The following is a 26119-nucleotide window of genomic DNA, read 5'->3' as shown; positions in this document are numbered from 1 at the left end:
GCGCAGTAGGAGGCTGCCACGATCTGACAGGACACGGGTTGGCGAATCGTGCCTGATGCGTCGCACCCATCTTCCATCCCGAGGACCGCTTCGGTCTGCTAACGGATGAATCCCAGTTCTATCAATGCACAATTAGCAGCGTCTGCCTGCGCGAACGGGATAAGCCCTTTTCCGTATCAATCGCCTGCCTAGAGCAGGCCGCGCCGGGTGGCAACGCTTACCGGCTCTCTGCCTTTTGCTTCTTTGCCATCGATTTCATGGGGATTGCGGGTTGTCTCGCGACTGTCCGAGCCCCCATACTGCCGAGGCGGCGGCTTTCGGGCGGCGCACGTCCGACATGGCAATTCCTGTAGGCGCTCCATAGACAATGCCGCATGACACGCCCCTTATCGCCACCATCGTTGCCGGTCTGGGGCTGGCTTTCGTCTTCGGCGCACTTGCCAACCGTTTTCGCGTGCCGCCGCTGGTAGGCTATCTCATCGCCGGCGTTCTGGTTGGACCGAACACGCCGGGTTTCGTTGCCGATGCCGGCCTCGCCAATGAACTGGCCGAGATCGGCGTCATCCTGCTGATGTTCGGCGTCGGCCTGCATTTCTCGCTGAAGGACCTGTTGTCGGTCCGCGCCATCGCCGTGCCCGGCGCCATCGTGCAGATCGGCTTCGCGACAGCCCTTGGCGCCGGCCTCGCCTGGATGCTCGGCTGGTCGATGGGCGCCGGGCTGGTCTTCGGCCTGGCGCTTTCCGTGGCCTCGACCGTGGTGCTGTTGCGCGTGCTGCAGGAGCGGCGGCTGATCGAGACCGAGCGTGGCCGCATCGCTGTCGGCTGGCTGATCGTCGAGGATCTGGCGATGGTGCTGGCGCTGGTGCTTTTGCCGGCATTGGCCGGCGTGCTCGGCGGCCAGGAGCAGGTGGGGGTGCACTCCGGCGGTCTGCTGTCGCTGCCGGCGAGCTACGGCGTCTGGGGCGTCGTCGGCATCACACTGGCCAAGGTCGCGGCCTTTGTCGTGGTCATGCTGGTGGTCGGCCGCCGGCTTATCCCCTGGATCCTGCACTACGTCGCCCATACCGGATCGCGCGAACTGTTCCGGCTGGCGGTGCTTGCGATTGCGCTTGGCGTCGCCTTCGGCGCGGCCAAGCTGTTCGGCGTGTCGCTGGCTCTCGGCGCTTTCTTCGCCGGCATGATCATGAGCGAATCCGAGCTCAGCCATCGGGCGGCCGAGGAATCGCTGCCGCTGCGCGACGCCTTTTCCGTGCTGTTCTTCGTTTCGGTCGGCATGCTGTTCGACCCGTTCAGCCTGATCAGCAATGGCTGGCCGATCCTGGCGACGCTGGCCATCATCGTTATCGGCAAGTCGCTGGCAGCCTTCGTCATCGTCGTCGTTTTCCGCTATCCGGTCGCAACCGCGTTGATGATTTCGGCAAGCCTTGCCCAGATCGGCGAATTCTCGTTCATCCTGGCCGAACTCGGCGTCGGGCTGAAACTGCTGCCCGAACAAGGCCGCGACCTCATCCTCGCCGGCGCCATCCTGTCGATCGTCCTCAATCCGCTGATGTTTCTTGCCGACGACCGGATGAAACCCTGGCTGGCAGCACGCGCCGGCAGGACGGCGCCGTCCGGCGAAGCAAGGCCGATCGGCCCGGCGACCGAACCCGGCCAGGTGGCTTCGGTCGCGGCGCCCGCGAAGGAGGATGGCCCGCCGCCCAGGACGAGGCTGACCGGCCACACCATCCTGATCGGCTACGGCCGCGTCGGCAGCCTCGTCGGCGCGTCGCTGAGGCAGGCCGCCCTGCCCTTCCTCGTCATCGAGGATGCCGACAAGACGTTGGCGAAGCTCAAGGCCGAAGGCGTCGAAACCGTGGCCGGCAACGCGGCGAATGGCGACGTGTTCGCCGCATCCAATCCTGAGGACGCGAAGCGGCTGATCCTGGCCATCCCCAACGCCTTCGAGGCCGGGCAGCTCGTGCTGCGCGCCCGCGCCGCCAATCCGACAATCGAGATCATCGCCCGCGCCCATTCCGATGCCGAGGTCGAGCACCTCAAGGGCCTTGGTGCCGACACCGTCATCATGGGTGAACGCGAGATCGCCCGCGGGATCGTCGAGGAGGTTTTGGCAGCACCGAAAGCGCCCACGGCAGCCTAAGCCTGCGCTGCCCCGCCAGCGTAGCGGTCAAGCCCCTTCTCCCCGTTCTTCACGGGGAGAAGGTCCCGGCAGGGGGATGAGGGGCAGCGTCAACGATCGATAAAACCAACCGCTCAAACGTGCTGGCCGCCATTGATGTGGATTTCCGAACCGGTCACGTAAGACGCCTGCTGCGAGCACAGGAAGAAAATGATGTCGGCAACTTCCGCCGTAGTGCCCAGCCGTCTCAGCGGAATTGTCTCGACGATCTTTTCAGTGCCCGGCGACAGGATCGCGGTGTCGATCTCGCCCGGCGCAATGGCGTTGACGCGAATGCCGTGCGGGCCGAAATCATGCGCCATCTCGCGCGTCAGCGAGCCGAGTGCCGCCTTCGAGGTCGCGTAAGCGGTGCCGGCGAAAGGATGCACGCGGGTGCCGGCGATCGAGGTGACGTTGACGATCGAACCCTTGGCCGAGGCCAGCTCCTTGAACAGTCCCCGCGCCAGCATGATCGGGGCGAAGAAATTCACCTGGAAGACGTCGCGCCAGACATGCATCGGCGTGTCGATCGAGTTCATGCGGCTGTTGCCGTCCTTGAGCTTCGGCGAGATGCCGGCATTGTTGACCAGCGCGTGCAACTGGCCGCCATGCGCCTCCAGCCGGTGGCGGATCTCGGAGATGGCGATGCCGACATCCTCCTGGTCGGCGAGATCGACCTTGATGTGGTCTTCCGGGCCGGCCGGCCACGGGCAGTCCTCGGCAAAAGCCTGGCGCGAGCAGGTGATGACGCGCCAGCCTTCACGTGAAAAGCGCTTGACCGTGGCATGGCCGATGCCACGGCTGGCGCCGGTCAGCACGATGGTTTTTCTGGTGTCGGGTTCAGCCATGTCGCGGTCTCCGGCGCGTGATCTAACCGAATATGGTTACAATGACGAGAGGCCGCCAGAAGATCACAGGGCCGGTTGCGTGGCTGCTGGCAACCGTTCAATAGCAGGTCGGACACTGCACATACAGGCCGAGATTGAGAACAAAGACCAGAGCCGCCAACGTCCAGATAACCCCTAAGAACGCGCCACGCGAGCGCCCGGCCAGACGCGCAACGCCCCAGGCCACCCCATAAGGCAACAAAAGACCCATGATGACGGAGCCGTATACCGCTCCGATTCTTTCCTGATCGAGGTATGCCGGATTGGGGAAATAGAGATACGGCAGATGCCGAATGATCACGACACAAACGGTCATCCCGAGCAGCAAGAGCCACTGCCACGTGCTTAGACGCTTGTATCCTTTGACGTCAGCCGGCTTGGCCGGTTCACCGGACATCGCCTAACCTCCGCCCAGAATGTCCAGGATCGAGGTCTGCCGCTTCTTGACCGGGCCGCCAACTTCGCCGGGCGGCACCGGATGCTTGATCGATCCGGTGGCACTGTCGACGCCCGGCATGGCAAGGCCGCCGGCATCGACCGTCTCAGCAGGGCGCACGGGACGCGAAGCGGGCTGCGTAGCTGCCGCAGGCGGCGCCGATTGGCCAACGGACGCGACCGGCGCCGGCGGTGCCGTGTCGGCCGGTATCTCGTCCGGGACGACGGTGTCGGGCGGCGTCGATTTCCAGGTTCCGGGCAGCGGCCGCACCGGCACGCCCTCATGCGCGGCGACCATGAACTCGTGCCAGGCCTGCGCGGGCAAGGCGCCGCCGGTGACCTTCTTCATCGCGCTGCCGTCATCATTGCCGAACCAGACGCCGGTGGTGAGGTTGGCGGTATAGCCGATGAACCAGGCGTCGCGCGAGTTCTGGCTGGTGCCGGTCTTGCCGGCCGCCGGCCAGGCGAACGCCGCCTTCCTGGCCGTGCCGATCTCGACCGTGCCGGTCATCATCGAGTTCATCATGCCGACGACATCGGGCTTGACGACGCGCGGCGCACCGCCGCCATTGTTTTCGTAGAGCACCTTGCCGTCGCTCGTCGTGACGCGGCGGATGAAATGGATGTCGGGCTTATAGCCGCCATTGGCGAAGGGAACATAGGCCGAGGTCAGTTCCAGCGGCGTCACTTCCGAGGTGCCCAGCGCGATCGAAGTGTTGGCCGTCAGCTCGGACTGGATGCCCATGCGGTGCGCCGCCTCGACCACCGCATTCGGTCCGACTTCCATGGTCAGCTGCGCGGCCACCGAGTTCAGCGATTTTGCCAGCGCCGTCGCCAGCGTCACCTTGCCGAAATATTTGCCGCCGTAATTGTCGGGCGTCCAGTTGCCGATCTTGATCGGCGCGTCATTGCGCACGCTGTCCGGCGTACGGCCGGATTCCAGCGCCGCCATATAGACGAACGGCTTGAACGCCGAGCCCGGCTGGCGGCGCGCTTCCGAGGCGCGGTCGAACTGGCTGGTCGAATAATCATAGCCGCCGACCATGGCGCGCACCGCGCCGGAATTGTCGATCGACACCAGCGCGCCCTGGCTGACATTGAGCTTCTTGCCGCTCTGGTCGATCAGCCGGCGGATCGATTGCTCGGCGAGCTTCTGCAGCGTCAGATCGACGGTCGTGTCGACGACGATGTCGCGGCGCACGTCACCGATCAGGTCGGGCAGTTCTTCCATGATCGTATCGGCGACATAGTTTTCCGAGCCGGTCCAGTAGGACGGCGCGCGCGTCGCCGGCGCGCTCATCGCCGTGGTCATCTCCTTGGCGCTTATCTTGCCCTCGTCGCGCATCGCGGCGAGCACCAGCTGCGAGCGCTGCTCGGCCGCCTTTGGGTCGCGTGCCGGCGACAGCCGCGACGGCGCCTTGAGCAGACCGGCGAGAAGTGCCGCCTCCGACAGCGTGACGTCGCGCGCGCTCTTGCCGAAATAGCGGCGCGAGGCCGCTTCGACGCCATAGGCGCCCGAGCCGAAATAGACCCGGTTGAGGTACATTTCGAGGATCTGGTCCTTCGTATGCTTGTGCTCGAGCCACAGCGCCAAAAGCACTTCCTGCACCTTGCGCTCCAGCGTGCGGTCCGGCGTCAGGAACAGGTTCTTGGCCAGCTGCTGGGTCAGCGTCGAGCCGCCCTGCGAAAAATGCCCGCCGAGCACATTGGTCATCATTGCCCGGGAAAGGCCGATCGGGTCGATGCCGAAATGCGAATAGAAGCGGCGGTCTTCGATGGCGATGACGGCCTCGGGAATATAGGGCGACATTTCGTGCAGGCCGACGGCCTCGCCGCCGCTCATGCCGCGATTGCCAAGCAGCTGGCCGTCGACCGAGACGATCTTGATGTTGGGGGCGCGGTCGGGAATGGCCCAGGTGGTGGCCGCCGGCATTTTCGCGCCGTAATAGACGACGATGCCGGCAGTGGCGATACCGCCCCAGATGGCCAGCACGAAGCACCAGTAGAACAGCCGGCCAAGCACGCCGAACGCGCCGCGCCGGCCTTTGCCGCGCCCGCCGCGTGACGGCTTGGCCTTGGTCGATTTGCGCTTTGCGGCGGCTTTGCGGTTGTTCGGCACGACGCGGTCCTCCTCGCTCACCGAAAAACCGGCCGAGGATCTCGCCCCCGGCGATGTCTCGAAGCTGGGTTCGATGCGACTGTCTTTCCGGTTCGCCATGCGCTGTGCTGTCTTCCCCATGCCTATGGCGTTCGGGTTGAAGACTAGATGCGGCGATTTAAGGGCGGGTTAAGTCGGGAAAAATCGAAGTAAACTGTATTCAATCACTTGCGAAGCACGCCCGGCTCGCGACAGTGCCAAAGCCGAAACGAAAAAACCCGCCTCGGCAGGCGGGTCGTTGGCGCCAATAAGCACCATAGCGGGATTAATAGCATAGCTGCCGGCACAAAGCAAGAACAACATACGCTTCGCCTCAGAATAATCACTTCAGTTCGACGGTTGCGACCACCCTCAGTCGTCCGCGTCCGGGTCGTCGGAGGCGGGCCGCCAGCTGATCGGTTCGATCTTCTTTTGCGTATGGCCGTCCGTATAGGCCCACCAGCCGGCGTCGCTTTCGTCCCAGTCGCCGCCGGCCGCCTTCAGCCGGTCGAGCGAACGGTATTGCGCGATGCTTTCGTTCATCACGCCGTCCCTATCCTGCCAGTAGACGGTGACCTTGGAACCGTCCTTGGGTGCCGTTTCGATCGGTTTTCGCGCAGCCATTTCCATTCCTCCCGGTGAAGCGAACGGAGCGCCGGGACAAGCGCCCTCGGTTCCTGGCCGATGGCCTTTATGAGAATTCGCTCCGGCGAGACATATGGCGTGGTTTTCGAGAACCGGAGCGCAGCGGACATTTGGGTCCGTGAGCACCGGAAGCGGAGAAAACTGCGCCAGATCGCCGCCGGAGTAGAATTATCATGAAGGCCATTAGCTGTGGGCGAAGATATCCTCCTCATCCCAGCCCATCAGGTCGAGTTTCGCACGCGTCGGCAGGAAGCGGAAGCAGGCATCGGCCTCCCTGGTCCGGTTGTCGCGCGCCAGCCGCGCGCTCAGCACGTCGCGCAGCCGGTGCAGGTAGAGCACGTCGGAGGCGGCATATTCGAGCTGCTCGGGCGACAGCGTCTCGGCCGCCCAGTCCGAGGATTGCTGCGCCTTCGACAGGCCGACCCCGAGAAGCTCGAAGCAGATGTCCTTCAGCCCGTGCCGGTCGGTGTAGGTGCGCGTCAGCCGCGACGCGATCTTGGTGCAGAACACCGGCTCCGGCATGACGCCAAAGGCGTTGTAGAGTACGGCGAGATCGAAGCGGCCGTAGTGGAAGAGCTTGGTGATGCTGCGATTCTTCAGCAGGCTGACGAGGTTCGGCGCCTTCCTCTGGCCGGGCGCGATCTGGATGACGTCGGCCGAGCCGTCGCCCGGTGAGATCTGCACGACGCAGAGCCGGTCGCGATGCGGGTTCAGCCCGAGCGTCTCCGTGTCGATAGCGACCGCCCCGACATCGTAATGCAGCAGGCCGGGCAAATCGTTTTTGTGGAAACGTATGTCGCTCATCGTCTTCTCCGGTCGCGGCCCCGTGCAGCGATACGCGACGGGCCGTGCCCGTCCTTGCCGTGATCCGGTGAAAAATCAACACAAAGTTGATTGTGACGCAATTTCAGCGTGTCAGCGCCTCGAGAATGCGCGCCCAGGAGCGCTGGCCCTTGTGGAAAGAGCTCATCTCGTACTTCTCGTTCGGCGAGTGGATGCGGTCGTCGTCAAGACCGAAACCGACCAGCAGCGATTCCATGCCGAGATAGGTCTGGAAATCGCCGACCACCGGGATCGAGCCGCCGCTGCCGGTCACCACCGCCGGCTTCGGCCACTCGTCGGACAGCGCCTGCTTGGCCTTGGCGAGAAAGGGCGAGTCGTAGGAAAGCTGGATCGCCGGCGAGGCGCCGTGCGGATGGAATTCAACCGAGCAGTCGGCCGGAACGCGCTGCCTGACGAATGCCTGGAAGGCGGCGCGGATTTTTGCCGGATCCTGTTTGTGGACGAGCCGGAAGGAGACTTTTGCCGAGGCTTGCGCGGCGATCACCGTCTTGAAGCCCTTGCCGGTATAGCCGCCGATGATGCCGTTGAACTCGGCCGTCGGGCGCGCCCAGGTCAGTTCGAGCACCGAGCGGCCCTTTTCGCCGGACGGAATCGACAGGCCGATCGGGCCGAGGAAGGTCTCGGCGGTCTCGCCCAGCGACAGCCACGACTGCAATATCTGCGAGGGCGTTTCCTCGACGCCGTCATAGAAACCCGGAATGGTGACGTGACCATCCTCATCGTGGATGTCGGCCAGGATTTTTGCCAGGATGCGGATCGGATTGGCGGCCGCACCGCCATACAGCCCGGAATGCAGGTCGCGGTCGGCGGCCGTCACCGTGATCTCCTCGCCGACCAGCCCGCGCAGCGAGACGCAGATCGACGGCGTATCGCGGTCCCACATGCCGGTGTCGCAGACCAGCGCGAAATCGGCCTTGAGCTCGTCCGCATTCGCCTCGAGAAACGGTTTCAGCGACGGCGATCCGGACTCCTCCTCCCCCTCGAACAGGATCGTGATTCGGCACGGCAATCCGCCATGCACCTGCTTCCACGCGCGGCAGGCCTCGACGAAGGTCATCAGCTGACCCTTGTCGTCGGCCGCGCCGCGGCCGGTGATCACCTTGTGGCCGGGCTCGATCTCCTTGACCGCCGGCGCGAACGGGTCGCTTTCCCACAACTCGATCGGATCGATCGGCTGCACGTCGTAATGGCCGTAAAACAACAGATGCGGCGCGCCGGCTGGCCCGTCGTGATGCGCGACCACCATCGGATGCCCTGGCGTGTCGCGCACGCTGGCGTCGAAGCCGATCAACTTGAGCTCGGCGACCAGCCATTCGGCGGCCTTGCGGCAGTAGGCCGCGTAGTCCGGATCGGTGGAGATCGACTTGATACTGAGCAGGCCGAACAGGCGTTCCAGGCTCTGGTCGAAGTTCTTGTCGAGGCGGTCGAGGACAGGGGAAACTGCGGACATAGGCGGGCCTTTCGATTCTGGCGGCGAATCTAGAGCCCATGCGGCCAAACGGAAAGCCCGCGAACGTTGGGCCACGGGCAGGATCGGGTCGAAAGGCAAAAAAATGCCGCCGTGGTGGAGGGGGAACCACGGCGGCCTTACTCGAAACGATGCGGCAGCCCGGAGAGGGGGGATAGGCTGCCGCAAGTGTCCGGGATAGGCGGGGGACGGGCCTTGCTCCGGACTTCGGCGAAAACTGCCGATGGCGTTTATCTGTGTCTGCGAACGTGGCGATTCAAGGGCACAAAAATTACACTTTTGTAACATAGGCGTGAGCGAACAAAGCTCCGGCCAAGCCGCCAGGCCGGCCAAGCTCACACGCCATTTGTCAGGGTGTTGCCGGAACCCTTGGCGCAAGCCGCCTTTGGCATGGACCGCGGCGCTGCGCCGCGCTATCCCTCGTGCCATGAAAAAAGGCGATCATCTCTTCCTTGTCGACGGCTCCGGCTACATCTTCCGTGCCTATCACGCACTGCCGCCGCTGACGCGCAAGTCCGACGGGCTGCCGACCAGTGCCGTGCTCGGCTTCTGCAACATGGTCTGGAAGCTGACGCAGGACGCCCGCAACACCGATGTCGGCATCGTGCCGACGCATTTCGCCGTGATCTTCGACTATTCGTCGAAAACCTTCCGCAACGACCTCTACCCCGAATACAAGGCCAACCGCTCGGCGCCGCCGGAAGATTTGATCCCGCAATTCGGCCTGATTCGTCAGGCGACCAGGGCCTTCAACCTGCCATGCATCGAAACGGAAGGCTACGAGGCCGACGACCTGATCGCCACCTATTGCCGGCTTGCCTGCGAAGCCGGCGCCGACACCACCATCATCTCTTCCGACAAGGATTTGATGCAACTGGTTGGCCCAACGGTTGCCATGTACGACCCGATGAAGGACCGCCAGATCGGCGTTCCCGAGGTGATCGAGAAGTGGGGCGTGCCGCCGGAGAAAATGATCGACCTGCAGGCGCTGACCGGCGATTCGGTCGACAATGTGCCAGGCGTGCCCGGCATCGGGCCGAAGACGGCGGCGCAATTGCTCGAACAGTTCGGCGACCTCGATACGCTGCTCGCCCGCGCCGGCGAGATCAAGCAGGACAAGCGGCGCGAATCGATCATCGCCAACGCCGACAAGGCGCGCATTTCGCGTGATCTGGTGACGCTGAAGAACGGCGTGCCGGTGACCGAAGGGCTTGACGAATTCGTGTTGCACGCGCCGGACGGTCCCAGGCTGATCGGCTTTCTCAAGACCATGGAATTCTCGACGCTGACCCGCCGCGTCGCCGAAGCGACCGGAACCGACGCGGGCGACGTTGCGGCCACTGCCGTCACGATAGAGCGTGCCGATACCGCGCATGGCCCCGATATGGGTTTTGGCGTGCCCGCGGCCGCCGAGAGCGCACCCCCGTCGGACGAAGCGGCTTCCGAAGTCCCGGCCGCAGCCAAGCAAGGCGACACCCCATCGCTGCTTTCGGCGCTTCGCCTGGAGGCTGCCACCGCCCGCAAGATCGACACCGGCGCCTACGCCTGCATCCGCGACGCCGCGACGCTGAAGGCCTGGATCGCCGAGGCGATGGAGAGAGGCATCGTCGCCTTCGACGTTAAGGCCTCCTCGCCCGATCCGATGCGGGCCGAACTGATCGGCCTTGCCATGGCCGTCGCGCCTGGCCATGCCGCCTACGTGCCGCTTGCCCATAAAAACGGCAATGGCGACCTGCTCGGCGGCGGCGCGGTCGACAACCAGATCTCGATCCGCGACGCACTAGCGTTGCTCAAGCCGCTGCTCGAGGACAAATCTGTCCTCAAGATCGTGCACGACATGAAATACCGCCTCGTCGTCATGAGCCGTCATGGCATCGAGATCGGCCCCTATGACGACACCATGCTGATCTCCTACGTGCTCGAGGCCGGCACCCATGGTGGCCATGGCCTGGAGGCGCTGGCCGATAAATGGCTCGGCCACGCGACCATTCCGCTGAAGGAACTGGCCGGTTCGGGAAGAAACTTCGTCGGCCTCGATCAGGCCGACCTCGGCAAGGCGACGGCTTACGGCGCCGAGCACGCCGACGTCGCGCTCAGGCTCTGGCAGGTGCTGAAGCCACGCCTTGCCGCCAAGGGCCTGGTCTCGGTCTATGAACGGCTGGAACGGCCGCTGGTGCCAGTCCTGGCACGGATGGAACAACGCGGCATCTCCGTCGACCGGCAGATCCTGTCGCGGCTCTCCGGCGAACTGGCACAAGGTGCGGCGCGGCTCGAGGACGAGATCTACCAGCTGGTCGGCGAGCGCATCAACATCGGCTCGCCAAAACAGCTCGGCGACATCCTGTTCGGCAGGATGGGCCTGCCCGGCGGTTCGAAAACCAAGACCGGCCAATGGTCGACCTCGGCGCAGCTTCTCGAAGACCTCGCCGCCGAAGGCCACGAATTGCCGCGCAAGATCGTCGATTGGCGCCAGCTGACCAAGCTGAAATCGACCTATACCGATGCCCTGCCCGGCTTCATCCATCCCGACACCAAGCGCGTCCACACCTCCTACGCGCTTGCCGCGACGACGACCGGCCGGCTGTCGTCCTCGGATCCCAATCTGCAGAACATCCCGGTGCGCACCGTCGAGGGGCGAAAGATCAGGACGGCCTTCATCGCCGACAAGGGCAACAAGCTGGTTTCCGCCGACTACAGCCAGATCGAATTGCGCGTGCTCGCCCATGTCGCCGAAATCCCGCAGCTCAAGCAGGCCTTCGCCGACGGCGCCGACATCCACGCCATCACCGCGTCGGAAATGTTCAACGTTCCGGTAGAGGGCATGCCTTCGGAAGTGCGCCGCCGTGCCAAGGCGATCAATTTCGGCATCATCTACGGCATTTCCGCCTTTGGCCTCGCCAACCAGCTGTCGATCACACGCGAAGAAGCCGGCGACTACATCAAGAAATATTTCGAGCGCTTCCCCGGCATCCGCGACTATATCGACGCGACCAAGGCCTATGCCCGCGAGCACGGCTTCGTCGAGACCATCTTCGGCCGCCGCATCCACTACCCGGAGATCAGATCGTCAAACCCCTCGATCCGGGCGTTCAACGAGCGCGCCTCGATCAACGCACGCCTGCAGGGCACCGCCGCCGACATCATCCGTCGCGCCATGATCCGCATGGACGAGGCGCTGGAGAAGGCGAAGCTTTCCGCCCGCATGCTGCTGCAGGTGCATGACGAACTGGTCTTCGAGACGGCCGAAGCCGAGGTCGAGGCGACGATTCCCGTCGTCTGCCACGTCATGGAGAACGCCGCCATGCCGGCGGTATCGATGTCGGTGCCGCTGCACGTCGACGCCCGCGCCGCCAACAACTGGGAAGAGGCGCATTAGGGCGGGGCCGATCAACTGCATTCTGTAGCGATTCGTCGCGCCCCCCTCTGTCCTGCCGGACATCTCCCCCACGAGGGGGGAGATTGGCAGCTTGGGCGCTGCGCACCATCGATTGGAAGTGGCAAACGCCGGGATGTTAGCCGATCTCCCCCCATGTGGGGGAGATGTCCGGCAGGACAGAGGGGGGCGCTGTCCCGCCAGCATCTCGCGGCTTAGTAAGCCCTCAAGCCGCTTCAGCCAAACACTTCGCACAAGTCCCACGAAACTCGATCACCGCCTTCTTGGCGGCGAAGCCGGTCGAGCGCACCCATTCGTCGAGCCGGTGGCCGACATCATGGTCGGAGAACTCGGTCACCTGGCCGCAGCTGTCGCAGATGGCAAATGCCGTCATCGAATGGCTGTGGTCGTGCGGCTCGGCACAGGCGACGAAGGAATTGAGGCTTTCGAGCCTGTGCACGAAGCCGGACTTCACCAGCGTGTCGAGCGCCCGATAGACCTGCAGCGGTGCACGAAAACCGCGCTCGCGCAATTGGTCGAGCAACGTATAGGCGCTGAGCGGCCCGCTGGCGGCCTCGAGTTTCTCGAGAACGCAAAGCTGGTTCTTCGTCAGTACATCCCTTGCCGCCATGATCCCGTTCCAAGCCGCTCCGTGCCGATCACTGCCAGTTCGCATGCAATCCGGCCTCTTGCACTGAGATAGCGACGAACTGCTATTTTTGCTACTGTTTCTATTCGCAGCCGGTGGTCGGCTGGCCGGCGGCGCCATATTCAAAATACTGACAAAATCGTCAGCCAGGCTGGCCGTGCTTGGAAATTCGATCGGGCTTGGGGAAGCAACCATGATCAAAGTGACGCGGCGGACGCTGCTTGCCGGCACGTCTGCGCTGGCCGCTGCCGGCCTGGTGCCGTTTCGGGCATTCGCAGCGGCGCGCACCTACCATGCGCTGCTTGTTGCCTGCACCGATTACCCGAACCTGCCGAAGAAAAACTGGCTGATCGGACCGAAAAACGATGCCGGCCTGGTGCGCGATTACCTCCTGGGGAACACGCCCGCGCCGGTAAAATTCCTGGCCGAAAACGTCACGCTGCTCGCCAAGGATGTCGAAGGCGCCAACGGACCGCCGACACATGCGGCGATCAAGGCAGCACTCGCCGACCTTGCCGCCAAGGTCCAGCGTGATGATTTCGTCTATCTGCATTTGTCCGGTCACGGCGCGCAACAGCCCGCGGCGACCAAGGGCGACGAGACCGACGGCCTCGACGAAATTTTCTTGCCGTCCGACATCGACAAATGGGTCAACCACGAACAGGGCGTGCCCAATGCGCTGGTCGACAACGAGATCGGCACCGCACTCGACGCCATTCGCGACAAGGGCGCCTTTATCTGGGCCGTGTTCGACTGCTGCCATTCCGGCACGGCGACGCGCGCCGCCGAGGTCGACGACGAGCTGGAACGCAAGGTCGAGTTCGCCGATCTGGTCGGCGGCGACGATGCTGCCAGGGCGGCTGCGGTGAAAGCCTATGACGGGATTGCGTCGGCCGCGCCGCGCGGCTTTGGCGAGGACGGGCAGCGCAAGCCGGCCTTCAAGCTGGCGCCGACCGGCGCCGAGCCGACCACCAAGGGTAAATTGGTCGCCTTCTACGCGGCGCAGACGGTGGAGACGACGCCTGAGATGCCGCTGCCCAGGGGCACGGCCGATGCGCCGCGTTTCGGGCTGTTCACCTTCACCATCCTGTCGAAACTGGCCGAGAACCCCAACATCACCTACCGCCAGCTCGGTCAGTCGGTGCTGCAGCAATATTCGGCGGACGGCCGCACCCGGCCAACGCCGCTGTTCGAGGGAGAACTCGACGCACGCGTCTTCGGCACCGACAAGACCGATGCGGTCATGCAATGGCCGATCGTCGTCAAGGACGACAAAGCCACCATCGGCGCCGGACTGCTGCATCGCCTCACCCCCGGCAGCAAGCTGGCAATCTTGCCGTCGGCGCTGTCGCCGCTGTCCGAGGCGCTTGGTTATCTCCAGGTGCGATCGGCAAAGAACCTGGAGAGCCGGGTCCAGCCGGTCGAGTTCGGCGGCAAGCCGGCGCTCAAGCTGGCTGACATCCCCGCCAATGCCTATGCCCGGCTCGCCGAGCTCGCCGTCGACTACAAGCTCGTGGTCGCGCGGCCGGCAGCGGCCAAAGGCCTCGAGAAAGAGGCTGCGCTGGCGAACTCGGTTCTCGACGATCTGGCGGCCAGGGAGAACTCAGGGTTCCACATCGCGCTGGTCGAGCCGGGCAAGAGCGCAGATCTGCGTCTCGCCGTGCTGCGCGAGAATGCCATTGCCGGCGCCGCAGAAGACGCCACCGACGCGCCGGCGCTGTGGTTCCTGCCAGCTTCGGGCGACATGACGCTCAAGGATGGCAGCAAGCCGCCGCTGATCGTCATTCATCCGGACGGCCGCGAAAAGCTGATCGACGCCGCGGCCAGGAACCTGACGAAAATCTTCCGCGCCATCGGCCTGTCGAGGCTGGCCGCCGCTTCGGATTATCGGCCGGAAGAGGTCGACGTCGAGTTCCGGATCAAGCGTCTGGACAGTGACGCGCTGCAGCCTATCGAGCCGTCGACGGTGCCGCGTGTTTCGCCCGACGATCAGGTGCATGTGCTGGTCTGGAACGGCTCGACCAACCTGGTTGACATCAACGTGCTCTATGTCGGCTCCGACTATTCCATCCAGCATTTTCTTGCCGAGCGCCTGACCGAGGGCGCCGTGCTCGAGGAAGGCCTGTTCAAATTCACCGACACCAGCTTCGGCATGGAGCAGATGATCGCCGTCTTGACCGAGGCGCCGCCGCAGAGCGAGAAGCAGGACCTGAGCTTCCTGGCGCAAGCGGGGGTTGTCTCGGTAACGCGCGGACTGGGACAGCCAAGTTTCTCCGATATGCTGGCCGATATCGGCATGGCGCCGGCGACGCGGTCGGCCATGCGGCTCACCGACGACAAGGCATCGAAGGGCGCCGTGATGATCTTCCCGATGGAGACGGTGCCGCGCGCCTGAGGCGGGATCAAGCGCCCGGCCAGGCCTCTTGCCTGATCGGCTGATAATGAACATTCTTCGACCGCCGCTGTCGGCGGCCGAACGGAACGGATGAGGGCGTTCGTGAACAGGATGGTATTTTCGTGGCGCGCAACAACCGCCGGCCTTGTCGCCGGGCTGTTGCTGGCCGCCAATGCCTCGGCGGACGAGATCTGCGGCCTTTGCGCCAAGGAGGTCGTCATCAACTCCGAACTGGCGAGTTGCTTTCTCGATCAGTACGACCAGATCGCCAAAACCGGCAACACCGCCGTCGTCGTCGATCTCAGCAGCTGCACCTCACGCGGCGTGGTCGAGCCGTTGCCGTCGCCTGGCAAGCCGCAGGTGGAGCCTGACGTGCAGTTCATCGTTTCGCGGGCGCAGCTGGATTGCCTGAAGAAGAAGCTGGAGACGCCGGGCATCGTGCTCGATCCGTCAGCTATCATCGAACTGGACAGCTGCGGATGACGAAAGCAGGGAGCGACGCAACGCAGCAGGCAGGGGCGGCGCCGGTACCGCAAAAGAAGCCGGCGTCACTGCCGGAAACCGTCGAAGGCCTGCCTTGGGTGAGCAATCACGAGGTCAAGAAGGAGGCGAACCCGTTCACCGATCGCGACTGGCGCATGCTTGTCTATGCCTGGTCCGGATTGCTGGTACGGCTGGCGATCATCTTCACCTTGATCTTTTCGGTCTACCAGTTCCTGGCAAACCAGGAGCAGAAGCGTGTCGAACAGACGATGTCGCTGGTCGAGCTCTGGGAAAGCAAGGATTACCAGCAGGCGCAACGGGCCCTCAAGCAACGCCTGGCGACGCTCAATGCCAAATACGGCAATCTGCTCAGCGCCAATCCCACGCCGACCGAGGAACAGGTCTATCGGCAACGCATCGGCATCGAGGCGATGAGCGCAACCGGCGGCGACATGCCGCTTGCCGAGTTCAGCGACAATTTCGACCGCATCGTCTATTTCCTCAACCGTCTTTCCTTCTGCGTCGAAGGCAGGCTTTGCTCGCGTCAGGTCGCCGACTCGTATTTCCGCGACTATGCCGCCTCGTTCTGGAGCTATTTTGCCGACTATATCGACAAGGAGCGCAAGGCCGGTTCGCCGACCTTCGCCCTGCCAATCGAGAACTATGTCCGCCAGGCGCCACCCCCGGCCCAATCCAGATAATCCCCGAAAATGCGAAAGCCGGCGACGGAAATGCTCCGCCGCCGGCTTTGATTGGAGCATTTTGCAGCCAAGTGTGATCATATTTGGCGTCGCAGAAATGCCGCTAAAATAGATAACCCGCCCCGGTGATCGCGGCGCGCACTCTGCAGGCCTATTTGTACAGGCTGTTGATCCACTGGACGTTGATGGCGTTCAGGCGCACGGCGGTATTGGCATCCGGGCTCTCGGCCACGTTCACGCCGGTGATGACGCGCTGCTTGGAGCCATTGTCATAGGCATAGACCGAGCTGCCGCTCGAACCTGGATACGTGTCGCAGTCGTACTGGAAATACTCGGTGGCGATGTTTTCGGCGTGCACTTCGCAGGTCGCCTTCCACATCGTGCCCATCGGCTTGTCGCCGGGATAGCCGATGATGTTGGCGGTGAAATCGCCGAGATCCACATAGTTGGCATAGCCCAGCCAGCCGAGATTGGTGCCGACATCCTGCTTGAGAGTGACGATGCCGAGATCCCACGGCACGACAGAGCCGTAAAAGCCTTGGTAATTGTCGATGAAGCCCTGGACGATATAGGCGCTTTCATAGGTGAAGGCGCCGAACGGAGCGTCGTCGGCGGTCTTGCCATTGAGAGCCGGCACGAACAGGATATCGTCGAGCCAGGCCTTGTCCTCGTGGCTGTAGAGGCAGTGCGCCGCGGTGAGCACCGTGCGCGGGCCGATCAGTGTCGCCGAGCAGCTGCCATAGCTGCCGCTCTTCGATTTGCCTTCGAGATAGCCGATCGCGGTGAACGGGTAGGTTTTGGTATTCTTGATCTGCTCGCGGTCGTCCGTCCCGAACACCTGGCGGCCGGCCTCTTCGCCTCCGCTTAGTCCGGAATTATCGGACTTCTGCCCGTCGGCGGGCGCGTTCATTTCCTTGATGACAAGGTCCTTCAGCGTCTCGTTCGGGTCGATCTTGATGTCCTTGCCATCGGCGGAGCGGCCGACGATGCCATAAGATTTGACTGCCGTTGCTTCGTCGGCGAGCGGCGCGGCGCGGTTGGCCTCGTCGTCGGTCAGTTTCGGCGGGGCGATCGGTTTCGCCCGGCCGGGCTTGTAATCGCCCGATGTCACGTCCCGCATGCTTTCGCCGTTGCCAGCATTGGCGGAGCCTGGATCGGCAGCCAAGGCAGGAACCGCCCACATTGCGGTGGAAAGCAACGCGGACGCAATAATGCTATGTGTCAGTTTTGTCATGGTGAGACTCTCCCAAAAGTCAGCAAGGACTGGATCAAGATAGAGAAATATTGTCGAGATCGTGGTGGTGACGAAAAATGAAATTGGTTGCCGGCGCCTTTACCGGGCCATTATTCAGTGCAGCCAGTTTAGGTCCCCGCCAAAAATGCCCGCAACGGTATACTGCCTAAATTAATCCAACATTGGCAATGACAAATTGCTTTCACATAGCCCGTGGGGGGCTATAGGATTTGGGCGGGCTTGGTTCGACAGCACGATTAGCAAAAGTGGTGCTCGGTTTTGTGACGGATCGCGCTCCGCCTTGGAGCATGATCTCACCGGCCGGTTCCATTTCAGTGGATCATGCGTCCGTGGCTGACCTGTCGGAATATTGTCTCAGGGGGTTCGAGGTGAAGATCATCCATAGGTTCAGACCGATTGCCGCCGCCGCGCTGCTCGGCATCGCGGCGGCCTTGCCGGTCGTTGATTCCGTTCATGCCACGGACGCGGCCGCCCGGCCGGAGGCGGCGATCTCGCCGATGAAACGCGTGGCCGAGGCCAGGGCAAAGGCCAGGGCGGAGAACCCCGACGGCGCCGATCGCGTCTACGGCGGCAAGCAGGCCGAGACGGGCGCCTACCCGTTCCAGGTGGCATTGCTGACCACGGGCAAGCTGGACAAAAGCCCGGCCTCGCAGGCGAATGCGCAGTTCTGCGGCGGCAGCCTGATCGCGCCGCAATGGGTGCTGACCGCGGCGCACTGCCTCAATGACGACGGCGAGCCGATTTCGCCTGATGTGGTCACCGTGCTCACCGGCGCCACCGATCTCAGCGAGGGCAAGCGCTACAAGGCGGTGGAGATCATCGTCAACGAGGGCTACAGCGAGCAGACGCTGGACAACGATCTCGGCCTGATCCGGCTGGCCGAGCCGGCCGATGCCCCGACCATCAAAATTGCCAGTGAGCCGACCCCCGACGCCGGCAAGACGACAGTCACCGGCTGGGGCAAGATGCAGGACGGAACATTTCCCACCGCGCTGATGGTCGCCGACCTGGACCTCCAGCCGAACGCAACCTGCAACAGCGGCATCAAGGCGATTTATGCGCATGATTTGAAAGCAGCGCTCGGCGAGCTCGCCCGCCGCATGCGTTATTCGGAAAGGGGCATCGAGGCGGCCGCCAACGCGATTGCTGCCGACATGGCGGATCCGCTGACCGGCAACATGATCTGCGCCGGAACGGCCAGCGGCGAGCGCGACGCCTGCAATGGCGACAGCGGCGGACCGCTGTTCATGACCGGCGCCGATGGTCCGGTGCAGGTCGGCGTCGTCAGCTGGGGCGAAGGTCCGGCCGACGGCGGCACCGCCTGCGGCCACAAGAACGCCTACGGCATCTACACGCGGCTGGCCAATTACACCGGCTGGATCGAGGAGAAGATGAAAAGGGCAGCGCCCGTGCCCGCAGCACCCAAAGCCCTCGGCACGGCGCAGAAGCCGGCGACCCCCTGACCGGCGTCACCCGCTGAACGAACGAACGGCGCGAGCAATCCCGCCGCTTCTGCCCGGAAACTTTTGGTCGGAACTAGAACCAGCGATCGCGGCGCTGGTCTGTGGCGGCCAAGGCGAGGCCCAGTAGCGCCCCTACGGCCGCTCCGAGTATGAATGCGGACGATACTGTGCCGGGATTCTCCTGGACGACCCCGGAAACCGTCTGCGCCCTGTTGCGCAGGGCTTGCGCCGTCCGGGACGCGCGGTCAGCAGCGCTGTCATACCAGTCGCCGGCCTCTTCGATCGCCTCTTCCGCGCGTTCGGCCAAGGTCCGATTGATCTTGCTGATCTCACGCCTCAGCTGCGCGACCTGCTTCTCCAGGGCTTCCTGAGCTTCACGTTGAGTCATCTTGGGTGCTGCGGATTCGTTCGGGTCGTCGGCCATGGTAATCTCCTTTGCGGAAGGCTCGGCTCAACGGTCGGCCCACTGTGCAGGTTCCTCGGCAAAACGATTCTGTCCGGTGTTTGTTCGGTGAGAACCCGGGATTTGTTCGGCATGTGTGCGAATTCGGCATCAACATCGGATCGTTCCAGCGCTCCCCGCGTTGGTGAAAACGCCACAAGGGAGGAACCGCCATGGATGACGATCGACATGAAAAAATTCGGCAGCGAGCCTATGAAATCTGGGTGCGCGAAGGCCGCCCGCACGGCGAACATGAGCGTCATTGGCAGCAGGCGAAGCGAGAGCTTGACCTCGACGACGCGGATCGCGGTCCGGCTGGAGTGATCGCCAGTTCCGACGTTCTGACGGTCGAGGCACTGGCGATGCGCACCGGGATAACCGGTGATCAGGCGCAAGAGCTGATCGACAGGCTCGGCAACGACAGAGCCGCACTCGAAGAAGCCGCGCGGAACCTCAAGGCAGCCGAAAGTTAGCCGCTGGCCACCGTGTCGAAGACAGCTATCAGTTTGCGCTGCCGCGTCTTTCGATGAAAACGGACCGCGGACCGTCTTCGCCTACTTCCTTGGCGGCCCCTTGCGCTCGGCCGACGTCGCCCAGAGATTGATGTCCGACTCGCGGGCAAAGGTGTCGATCTCGGCGAGCTCGGCATCGCTGAAGTCGAGCGTCTCGAGCGCGCCGACGCAATCCACGACCTGTTCCGGCCGGCTGGCGCCGATCAGCGCCGACGTCACCCTGCCCCGGCGCAACACCCAGGCCAGCGCCATCTGCGCCAGCGTCTGGCCGCGGCGACGGGCGATGACGTTCAGCGCCTCGATATTGCCGATCGATTTGTCGTTGATGAATGCCGGGCGCAGCGACTTGCCCTGGCTGGCGCGGCTGCCATCGGGGATGCCGCCGAGATATTTGTCGGTCAGCATGCCTTGCGCCAGCGGCGAGAACACGATGGAACCGACGCCAAGCCCCTCGAGCGTATCGAGCAGGCCATCATCCTCGACCCAGCGGTTGAGCATCGAATAGCTCGGCTGATGGATCACGCAAGGCGTGCCGAGCTGCTTCAAAATGTCGGCGGCTTCGCGGGTGCGCTGTGAATTATAGGAGGAAATGCCGGCATAGAGCGCCTTGCCCGAGCGCACCGCGTGATCGAGCGCGCCCATCGTCTCTTCCAGAGGGGTGTCGGGGTCGAAGCGATGGGAATAGAAGATGTCGACATAATCGAGCCCCATCCGCTTCAGGCTCTGGTCGAGGCTGGCCAGCACATATTTGCGGCCGCCCCATTCGCCGTAAGGTCCTGCCCACATTTCGTAGCCGGCCTTGGTCGAGATGATCAGCTCGTCGCGATAACCGGCAAAGTCCGTCCGCAGGATCTCGCCAAAGGCCCGCTCCGCCGAGCCGGGCGGCGGGCCGTAATTGTTGGCGAGATCGAAATGCGTGATGCCGAGATCGAAGGCCTTGCGCGTGATTGCCTGCTTGGTTCTATGCGGCGTGTCATCGCCGAAATTGTGCCACAGCCCGAGCGAGATCGCCGGCAGCTTCAGGCCGGACCGCCCGCAGCGATTGTAGACCATCTTTTCGTAGCGGTTCTCGGCGGGAACATAGGGCATGGGAAATCCTCATATCGAAACGAGCCCGACGGCTGTCGCCGCGACGCACGGCAGCCGAGCCTTCCGCACCTTTAGCCTCTCCCCGCGCAAACGGGGAGAGGCTTTTACGGTGCTTGGGAGGTGCGCCGCCTACTTCGTTTTCTTCTTCGCCAGCAGCTCCTTCGCTGCCTTGACGCCGAGTGCCGCGGGCCGCTCGCAGCTGGTCTGCATGGCGACGAACTTTCCGGTCTCGCCAGAACGCAACAGGCCGGTCATGACATCGACGGCATGCAGCGCCAGTTCCATCGAGCAGCGGTGCGGCCGGCCTTCGGTAATCGCGATCGCCATGTCGGCAAGGCCGGCGGTGCGGTAGTTGGCCATCATGCCATGCGAATGCATCTCGTTGGGCACGCCGAACGGATGCCGCCATTTCGGCAGCTTCTTCACCGGCTTGGCGGCCTCGGTGTAGCGCACCTCGCCGCCGAAGAAATTCGGATCCGGCACGAACACCGTGCCTACCTCGCCATAGAGCTCCATCGGCGCGTGGCCATGGCTCCAGACATCCCAGCTGGTGTTGAGCGTCACCACGGCGCCGTTCTCGAATTCCAGCACGCCATGGATCGTCGTCGGCGTGGAGACCGGGATCTTTTCGCCGGCGCGCGGCTTCGAGCTGATGATGCGTTCCGTCATCGGGATCGAAGCAAAAGCCGCGACCTGCTTCACCGGCCCGATCAGCTGGATCAGGTTGGTGATGTAATACGGTCCGATATCGAGCACCGGCCCGGCGCCCGGCTGGAAGAAGAAGTCCGGATTGGGGTGCCAATGTTCCATCCCATGGCTCATCACATGACAGGTGCCGCTGGTGATCCTGCCGAGCCTGCCGGTGTCGATCAGGTCGCGGACAAGCTGGTGCGCGCCGCCGAGGAAGGTATCGGGCGCCGAACCGATGCGCAGCCCCTTGCTTTCGGCCCGTTTCTTCAGGTCGAGCCCTTCCTTGACCGAGAGCACGAAGGGCTTCTCCGAATAAACATGCTTGCCGGCGTCGAGAATCTGCTTCGACACCTCGTAATGCACCGCCGGAATGGTCAGGTTGACGATGATGTCGATATCGTCGGCCTTGAGTAGCCCCTCGACGGTCTCGGCGCGCAGCTTGAACTCTTTTGCCCGCGCTTTCGCCGCTTCCATGTTGATGTCGGCGCAGGCGCGCATCTCGATGCCACGGAACAGCGGCGCCAGCGAGAAATACGCCTTCGAGATGTTGCCGCAGCCGATGACGCCGATGCCAAGTTTTGTTGCCATGCTGGTGTGCTCCTAATAGGTCTTGGCGGCTGCGATCGAGCGGCGGGCGAAGCGCGCGATATCGTTGGGATTGTCCTGTTCCATGACGTAGTATTTTGCGGCGCTTTTGGCGCGCAGCGCCTTGATCAGGCCGGGCCAGTCGATGGTGCCGTGGCCGACATCCGACCAGCCGTCCTCGTCGAGTCCCTCGCCCGCCTTGGCCATGTCCTTGACGTGGACGGCGACGATGCGCTTGCCGTGCTTCTCGATCCAGGGCAGCGGATCGACGCCGCCGCGCACCACCCAGGCGACGTCCATCTCCCAGCCGATGTCAGGCGCCGAGGACAGAATATGGTCCTGCGGCACCGAGCCGTCGGCAAGCGCCTTGAACTCGAAATCATGGTTGTGCCAGGCAAAGCCATAGCCGGCTTTCCTGGCCGTCTCGCCGACCTTGGCCAGGCGTTCGCCGAAGCCGCGCCAGCCGGCTGTGTCGGCCGGCCTGAACTCGGCGTTCAGGAACGGGCAGATGAGCAGCGTGATGCCGAGCGCGTCGGCCGTCCTGCGCACGCCATCGAAATCCTTCTCGAGCGCGTCGATCGAGAAATGCCCGGTCGGCATGGCAAGCCCGTTCTTGTCGAGTTCCGCACGGAATGCCTTGGGATCGTCATAGACACCACCGAACCCTTCGACTTGGCTGTAACCAAGCTCGCCCAGCATCTTGAGCACGCCCTCCCAGGGCTGGAAATTGCGGGCACTGTAAAGTTGGAATGACCAGTTCATCGTCTCTGTCCGTTTTCTTGTGGATGGTTAGTCTTGGGGGGATGAGTCTTGGGGGGAATGGAAGAGTCTTGGGTGGCTAGATCTGCTCTAGAGGCGGTTACCTGTGGCGGCGTCGAACAGCGAGGCGCGCATCGGATCAAAACCGATGCCGACCGCCTCGGCGTTGTTTGGCGTGCGCTCGGCTGTCACCCGTACCGTGAAATTCTGGCCGCCGAGCTTCAGCCAGACCAGCGTGTCGGAACCCATGGGCTCGACGACCTCGACACTTGCCGTGGCTGCGAATGGCCATCCCGTGCCGCTGTTGAACGCGACGTGCTCGGGGCGGATGCCGAACACGGCCGGCCCCGGCACCGGGTCCTTCTCGAAAGCATAGGTGGCAAGCGGAATCCGTACATCCTCGGCGACGAAGTGCCAGTCGCCGTCCGCCTGCTCCAGCCTGCCGTCGAGGAAGTTCATCGCCGGCGAGCCGAGGAAGCCGGCGACAAACCGGTTGACCGGCCGGTTATAGATGGTCTGCGGTGCATCGAGCTGCTGGATGACGCCGCCCTTCATCACCGCGATGCGGTCGGCCAGCGTCATCGCCTCGATCTGGTCGTGGGTGACGTAGATCATGGTGTTCTCGAGCTTGCGATGCAGCAGCTTTATCTCGACGCGCAATTCCGCGCGCAGCTTGGCGTCGAGGTTGGAGAGCGGCTCGTCGAACAGAAAGACATCGACGTCACGCACAAGTGCGCGCCCGATCGCCACGCGCTGGCGCTGGCCACCGGACAGAGCCGCCGGCTTGCGATGCAAAAGCGGCTCGATCTGCAGGATCTCGGCGGCCCGGGCGATGCGCTTGGCGATCTCGTCCTTGGCGAGGCCGGCAACGCGCAGCCCAAACGACAGGTTCTTCTCCACCGTCATCTGCGGATAGAGCGCGTAGGACTGGAACACCATGCCGATGCCGCGATCCTTGGGCTCTTCCCAGGTGACGTTCTTGCCCTTGATGAAGATGCGGCCTTCGGAAACGTCCAGCAGCCCGGCAATGCAGTTGAGCAGGGTCGACTTGCCGCAGCCGGACGGGCCGAGCAGCACGATGAACTCGCCTTCTGCGACATCGAGGTTGAGCGTCTGCAGCACCGATATCGCGCCGAAATTCAGCGACAGGTTCTGGATCGAGACGCTGGTGCCGTTTGCCCCGCTGCTGCCGTTTACCTCAACACTGCCGTTTGCGTTCATCGCCATCATCCTTTCACCGCGCCGGCGGCGATGCCGCGCACAAACAATTTTCCGGACAGGAAATAGACGATCAGCGGCACCAGGCCGGTCAGGATGGTGGCTGCCATGTTGACGTTGTATTCCTTCACGCCTTGCACCGAGTTGACGATGTTGTTGAGCTGCACCGTCATCGGATAGGTGTCGGGGCGGGTGTAGACGACGCCGAACAGGAAGTCGTTCCAGATGCCGGTCACCTGCAGGATGATGGCGACGACGAAGATCGGCAGCGACATCGGCAGCATGATGCGGAAATAGATGCCCCAGAAGCCGGCGCCGTCGACACGCGCTGCCCGGAACAGCTCCTCCGGCATGGAGGTAAAGTAGTTGCGGAACAAAAGCGTGAGGATCGGCATGCCGAAGATGGAATGGACGATCACCAGGCCGCTGAGGCTGCCGTAGAGGCCGACCTCGCGCAGGATAATGACGATCGGATAGATCATCACCTGATACGGGATGAAGGCGCCAACGATCAGGATGATGAAGAAAGTGTCGGCCCCTTTGAAGCGCCAGTTGGCCAGCGCATAGCCGTTCACCGAGGCGAGCGCGATCGACAGGATCACCGACGGGATGGTGATGCGCACCGAATTCCAGAAGCCACGCGACAGCCCGTCGCAGTTGAGCCCGGTGCAGGCGCTCGACCAGGCCTTGACCCAGGGCTCGAAGGTGATCTCCATCGGCGGCGAGAAGATGTTGCCAAGGCGTATCTCAGGCATGCCTTTAAGCGATGTCACCACCATGACGTAGAGCGGCAAAAGATAGTAGAGCGCCACCACGATCAGCGTGCCGTAGAGGAAGATGTTGCGGCGCGAGAACGTGTGGCGCGGCTTCGGTCCGCTCGGCCCGTAGGCTTCGAGCCCGCCGGCGTCGCCAATGGCAGGCAATGAGACGGCATGGTCAGACACGCTTCTTGCCTCCGAACTCGAGATAGGCCCACGGCACGATGACGATGATCACCGACAGCAGCATCATCGTCGAAGCGGCGAACCCTTGGCCGAGGTTCTGGGCGAAGAACATGTAATCATAGACATATTTGGCCGGGACTTCGGAGGCGATACCGGGCCCGCCGCTGGTCTGGGCGACGACAAGGTCGTAGACGCGAACAATGTTGGAGGCGACGATGACCAGCGTGGTGATGAAGACCGGCCGCATCATCGGTATGATGATGAACAGATAGGTCTTCCAGGTCGGTATCCCGTCGACCCGCGCGGCCTTCCAGATATCCTCGTCGATGCCGCGCAGGCCGGCCAGCATCAGGCACATTATCAGCCCGGTGCCTTGCCAGAGAGCGGCGATCAATATGCCGTAAATGACGATGCTGGAATCATAGAGCGGATTGAAGCTGAAGCTCGTCCAGCCGAGGCTGCGCACCACTGCCTGGACACCGAACTCGGGGTTGAGCAGCCATTGCCAGACGAGACCGGTGACGATGAAGGACAGGGCGAAGGGATAGAGGAAAATGGTCCGGAATGTGTCCTCGAACCGGATCTTCTGGTCGAGCAGGGCAGCAAGCAGGAAACCGATTACCAGCGAGAACACCAGCGACAGCACGCCGTAGATCAGCAGGTTCTCGATCGAGATCAGCCAGCGCGGCGTCGCCCACAGCCGGTAATACTGGTCGAGACCGACGAAGTGCAGCCGCGGCAGCAACTTGGAATTGGTGAAGGAATAGAACACCGTCCAGACGGTGCCGCCAACAAAGATCACCAGCGCGGTGAAGATCATTGGGATCGAGGCGATTTTCGCATTGAGGTTGCGAAAGAGTTGGCTGGGGCGTTCGCTCTTGCTCATCTGCACAGCCGCGCTGGATCGGGTAAGGGCGGGAGGGTCAAGAGGTCTTGACCCGAGCTCCCGACCCTGCGCTCGCAGGGGCGGGAGTGAGGCGCTTGATCG

General features: G+C 63.3%; 22 protein-coding genes. 7 read left to right on the top strand and 15 right to left on the bottom strand.

The features are described from left to right. Positions 1–367 precede the first annotated feature (367 nt). Positions 368–2140: a cation:proton antiporter domain-containing protein gene (locus NKI01_RS17985; protein WP_352964134.1), complete on the top strand. Its 1773-nt coding sequence runs from the start codon at positions 368–370 to the stop codon at positions 2138–2140. A gap of 113 nt (positions 2141–2253) precedes the next feature. On the opposite strand, the gene NKI01_RS17980 is transcribed toward NKI01_RS17985, so the two are convergent. The 6 genes from NKI01_RS17980 to NKI01_RS17955 all read right to left on the bottom strand — a co-directional run bounded on the left by NKI01_RS17980 (position 2254) and on the right by NKI01_RS17955 (position 8555). After that, on the bottom strand, positions 2254–3006 hold the full coding sequence (locus tag NKI01_RS17980; RefSeq protein ID WP_023718933.1) for an SDR family NAD(P)-dependent oxidoreductase: 753 nt from the start codon (positions 3004–3006) through the stop codon (positions 2254–2256). A gap of 97 nt (positions 3007–3103) precedes the next feature. Then, entirely contained in the window at positions 3104–3442 is a 339-nt protein-coding gene (locus tag NKI01_RS17975; protein ID WP_352964131.1) for a hypothetical protein, read from the bottom strand. 3 nt (positions 3443–3445) lie between these two features. Next, on the bottom strand, positions 3446–5698 hold the full coding sequence (locus tag NKI01_RS17970; protein WP_352483600.1) for a transglycosylase domain-containing protein: 2253 nt from the start codon (positions 5696–5698) through the stop codon (positions 3446–3448). A 291-nt stretch (positions 5699–5989) separates the two neighbouring features. Then, positions 5990–6241: a hypothetical protein gene (locus NKI01_RS17965; RefSeq protein ID WP_352483601.1), complete on the bottom strand. Its 252-nt coding sequence runs from the start codon at positions 6239–6241 to the stop codon at positions 5990–5992. 204 nt (positions 6242–6445) lie between these two features. Further along, positions 6446–7066: a ribonuclease D gene (locus tag NKI01_RS17960; protein WP_031193995.1), complete on the bottom strand. Its 621-nt coding sequence runs from the start codon at positions 7064–7066 to the stop codon at positions 6446–6448. Positions 7067–7169: 103 nt separating this feature from the next. Then, positions 7170–8555, bottom strand: a complete 1386-nt coding sequence (locus NKI01_RS17955; protein WP_352483602.1) for a M20/M25/M40 family metallo-hydrolase — start codon at positions 8553–8555, stop codon at positions 7170–7172. Positions 8556–9000: 445 nt separating this feature from the next. On the opposite strand from NKI01_RS17955, the gene polA reads away from it, so the two are divergent. Then, complete coding sequence (gene polA / locus NKI01_RS17950) at positions 9001–11949, top strand: DNA polymerase I (protein WP_352964126.1); 2949 nt, start codon at positions 9001–9003, stop codon at positions 11947–11949. Positions 11950–12172: 223 nt separating this feature from the next. Here the strand turns inward: polA and NKI01_RS17945 are convergent, their stop codons facing one another. After that, positions 12173–12577 carry a Fur family transcriptional regulator gene (locus NKI01_RS17945; protein WP_023721937.1) on the bottom strand — a complete coding sequence of 135 codons (405 nt, stop codon included), beginning with the start codon at positions 12575–12577 and terminating at the stop codon, positions 12173–12175. Positions 12578–12788: 211 nt separating this feature from the next. On the opposite strand from NKI01_RS17945, the gene NKI01_RS17940 reads away from it, so the two are divergent. The 3 genes from NKI01_RS17940 to NKI01_RS17930 all read left to right on the top strand — a co-directional run bounded on the left by NKI01_RS17940 (position 12789) and on the right by NKI01_RS17930 (position 16174). Then, entirely contained in the window at positions 12789–14990 is a 2202-nt protein-coding gene (locus NKI01_RS17940) for a caspase family protein (protein ID WP_352483604.1), read from the top strand. Positions 14991–15101: 111 nt separating this feature from the next. After that, complete coding sequence (locus NKI01_RS17935) at positions 15102–15473, top strand: hypothetical protein (protein ID WP_352483640.1); 372 nt, start codon at positions 15102–15104, stop codon at positions 15471–15473. After that, on the top strand, positions 15470–16174 hold the full coding sequence (locus tag NKI01_RS17930; protein WP_352964123.1) for a DUF4760 domain-containing protein: 705 nt from the start codon (positions 15470–15472) through the stop codon (positions 16172–16174). The genes NKI01_RS17935 and NKI01_RS17930 overlap by 4 nt, the downstream gene beginning before the upstream one ends. A gap of 151 nt (positions 16175–16325) precedes the next feature. On the opposite strand, the gene NKI01_RS17925 is transcribed toward NKI01_RS17930, so the two are convergent. Continuing rightward, the gene (locus NKI01_RS17925) at positions 16326–17408 is read right to left on the bottom strand and encodes a trypsin-like serine peptidase (protein WP_031194911.1); all 1083 of its coding nucleotides are present in this window, start codon (positions 17406–17408) and stop codon (positions 16326–16328) included. Positions 17409–17758: 350 nt separating this feature from the next. Here NKI01_RS17925 and NKI01_RS17920 point away from each other — a divergent pair, with 350 nt between their 5' ends. Beyond that, positions 17759–18892 (top strand): S1 family serine peptidase, encoded by a 1134-nt coding sequence (locus NKI01_RS17920; protein WP_245278721.1) that lies wholly within the window; start codon positions 17759–17761, stop codon positions 18890–18892. A gap of 73 nt (positions 18893–18965) precedes the next feature. Here NKI01_RS17920 and NKI01_RS17915 read toward each other — a convergent pair whose 3' ends face one another. Next, positions 18966–19316, bottom strand: a complete 351-nt coding sequence (locus NKI01_RS17915; protein ID WP_023721943.1) for a hypothetical protein — start codon at positions 19314–19316, stop codon at positions 18966–18968. A gap of 191 nt (positions 19317–19507) precedes the next feature. Here NKI01_RS17915 and NKI01_RS17910 point away from each other — a divergent pair, with 191 nt between their 5' ends. After that, complete coding sequence (locus NKI01_RS17910) at positions 19508–19807, top strand: DUF2934 domain-containing protein (RefSeq protein WP_023721944.1); 300 nt, start codon at positions 19508–19510, stop codon at positions 19805–19807. A gap of 81 nt (positions 19808–19888) precedes the next feature. Here the strand turns inward: NKI01_RS17910 and mgrA are convergent, their stop codons facing one another. The 6 genes from mgrA to NKI01_RS17880 form a co-directional block, all read right to left on the bottom strand. Further along, positions 19889–20935, bottom strand: coding sequence for an L-glyceraldehyde 3-phosphate reductase (gene mgrA, locus NKI01_RS17905; protein WP_023721945.1), 1047 nt, complete (start codon positions 20933–20935; stop codon positions 19889–19891). 129 nt (positions 20936–21064) lie between these two features. Then, entirely contained in the window at positions 21065–22213 is a 1149-nt protein-coding gene (locus NKI01_RS17900) for a Gfo/Idh/MocA family protein (RefSeq protein WP_023721946.1), read from the bottom strand. Positions 22214–22225: 12 nt separating this feature from the next. Then, positions 22226–22972 (bottom strand): sugar phosphate isomerase/epimerase family protein, encoded by a 747-nt coding sequence (locus NKI01_RS17895; RefSeq protein ID WP_023721947.1) that lies wholly within the window; start codon positions 22970–22972, stop codon positions 22226–22228. An 87-nt stretch (positions 22973–23059) separates the two neighbouring features. Further along, on the bottom strand, positions 23060–24190 hold the full coding sequence (locus NKI01_RS17890) for an ABC transporter ATP-binding protein (protein ID WP_051409752.1): 1131 nt from the start codon (positions 24188–24190) through the stop codon (positions 23060–23062). A 5-nt stretch (positions 24191–24195) separates the two neighbouring features. Beyond that, entirely contained in the window at positions 24196–25131 is a 936-nt protein-coding gene (locus NKI01_RS17885; protein WP_352789309.1) for a carbohydrate ABC transporter permease, read from the bottom strand. Next, entirely contained in the window at positions 25124–26017 is an 894-nt protein-coding gene (locus NKI01_RS17880) for a carbohydrate ABC transporter permease (protein ID WP_023721950.1), read from the bottom strand. Before NKI01_RS17880 ends, NKI01_RS17885 begins: the two co-directional genes overlap by 8 nt. Positions 26018–26119: the final 102 nt, after the last annotated feature.

It is taken from the genome of Mesorhizobium sp. M0815 (assembly GCF_040319995.1).
In the GTDB taxonomy this organism is placed as follows: domain Bacteria; phylum Pseudomonadota; class Alphaproteobacteria; order Rhizobiales; family Rhizobiaceae; genus Mesorhizobium.
The sequence above is the reverse complement of the archived record's forward strand: the minus strand, read 5'-3'. Positions and strand labels throughout refer to the sequence as shown.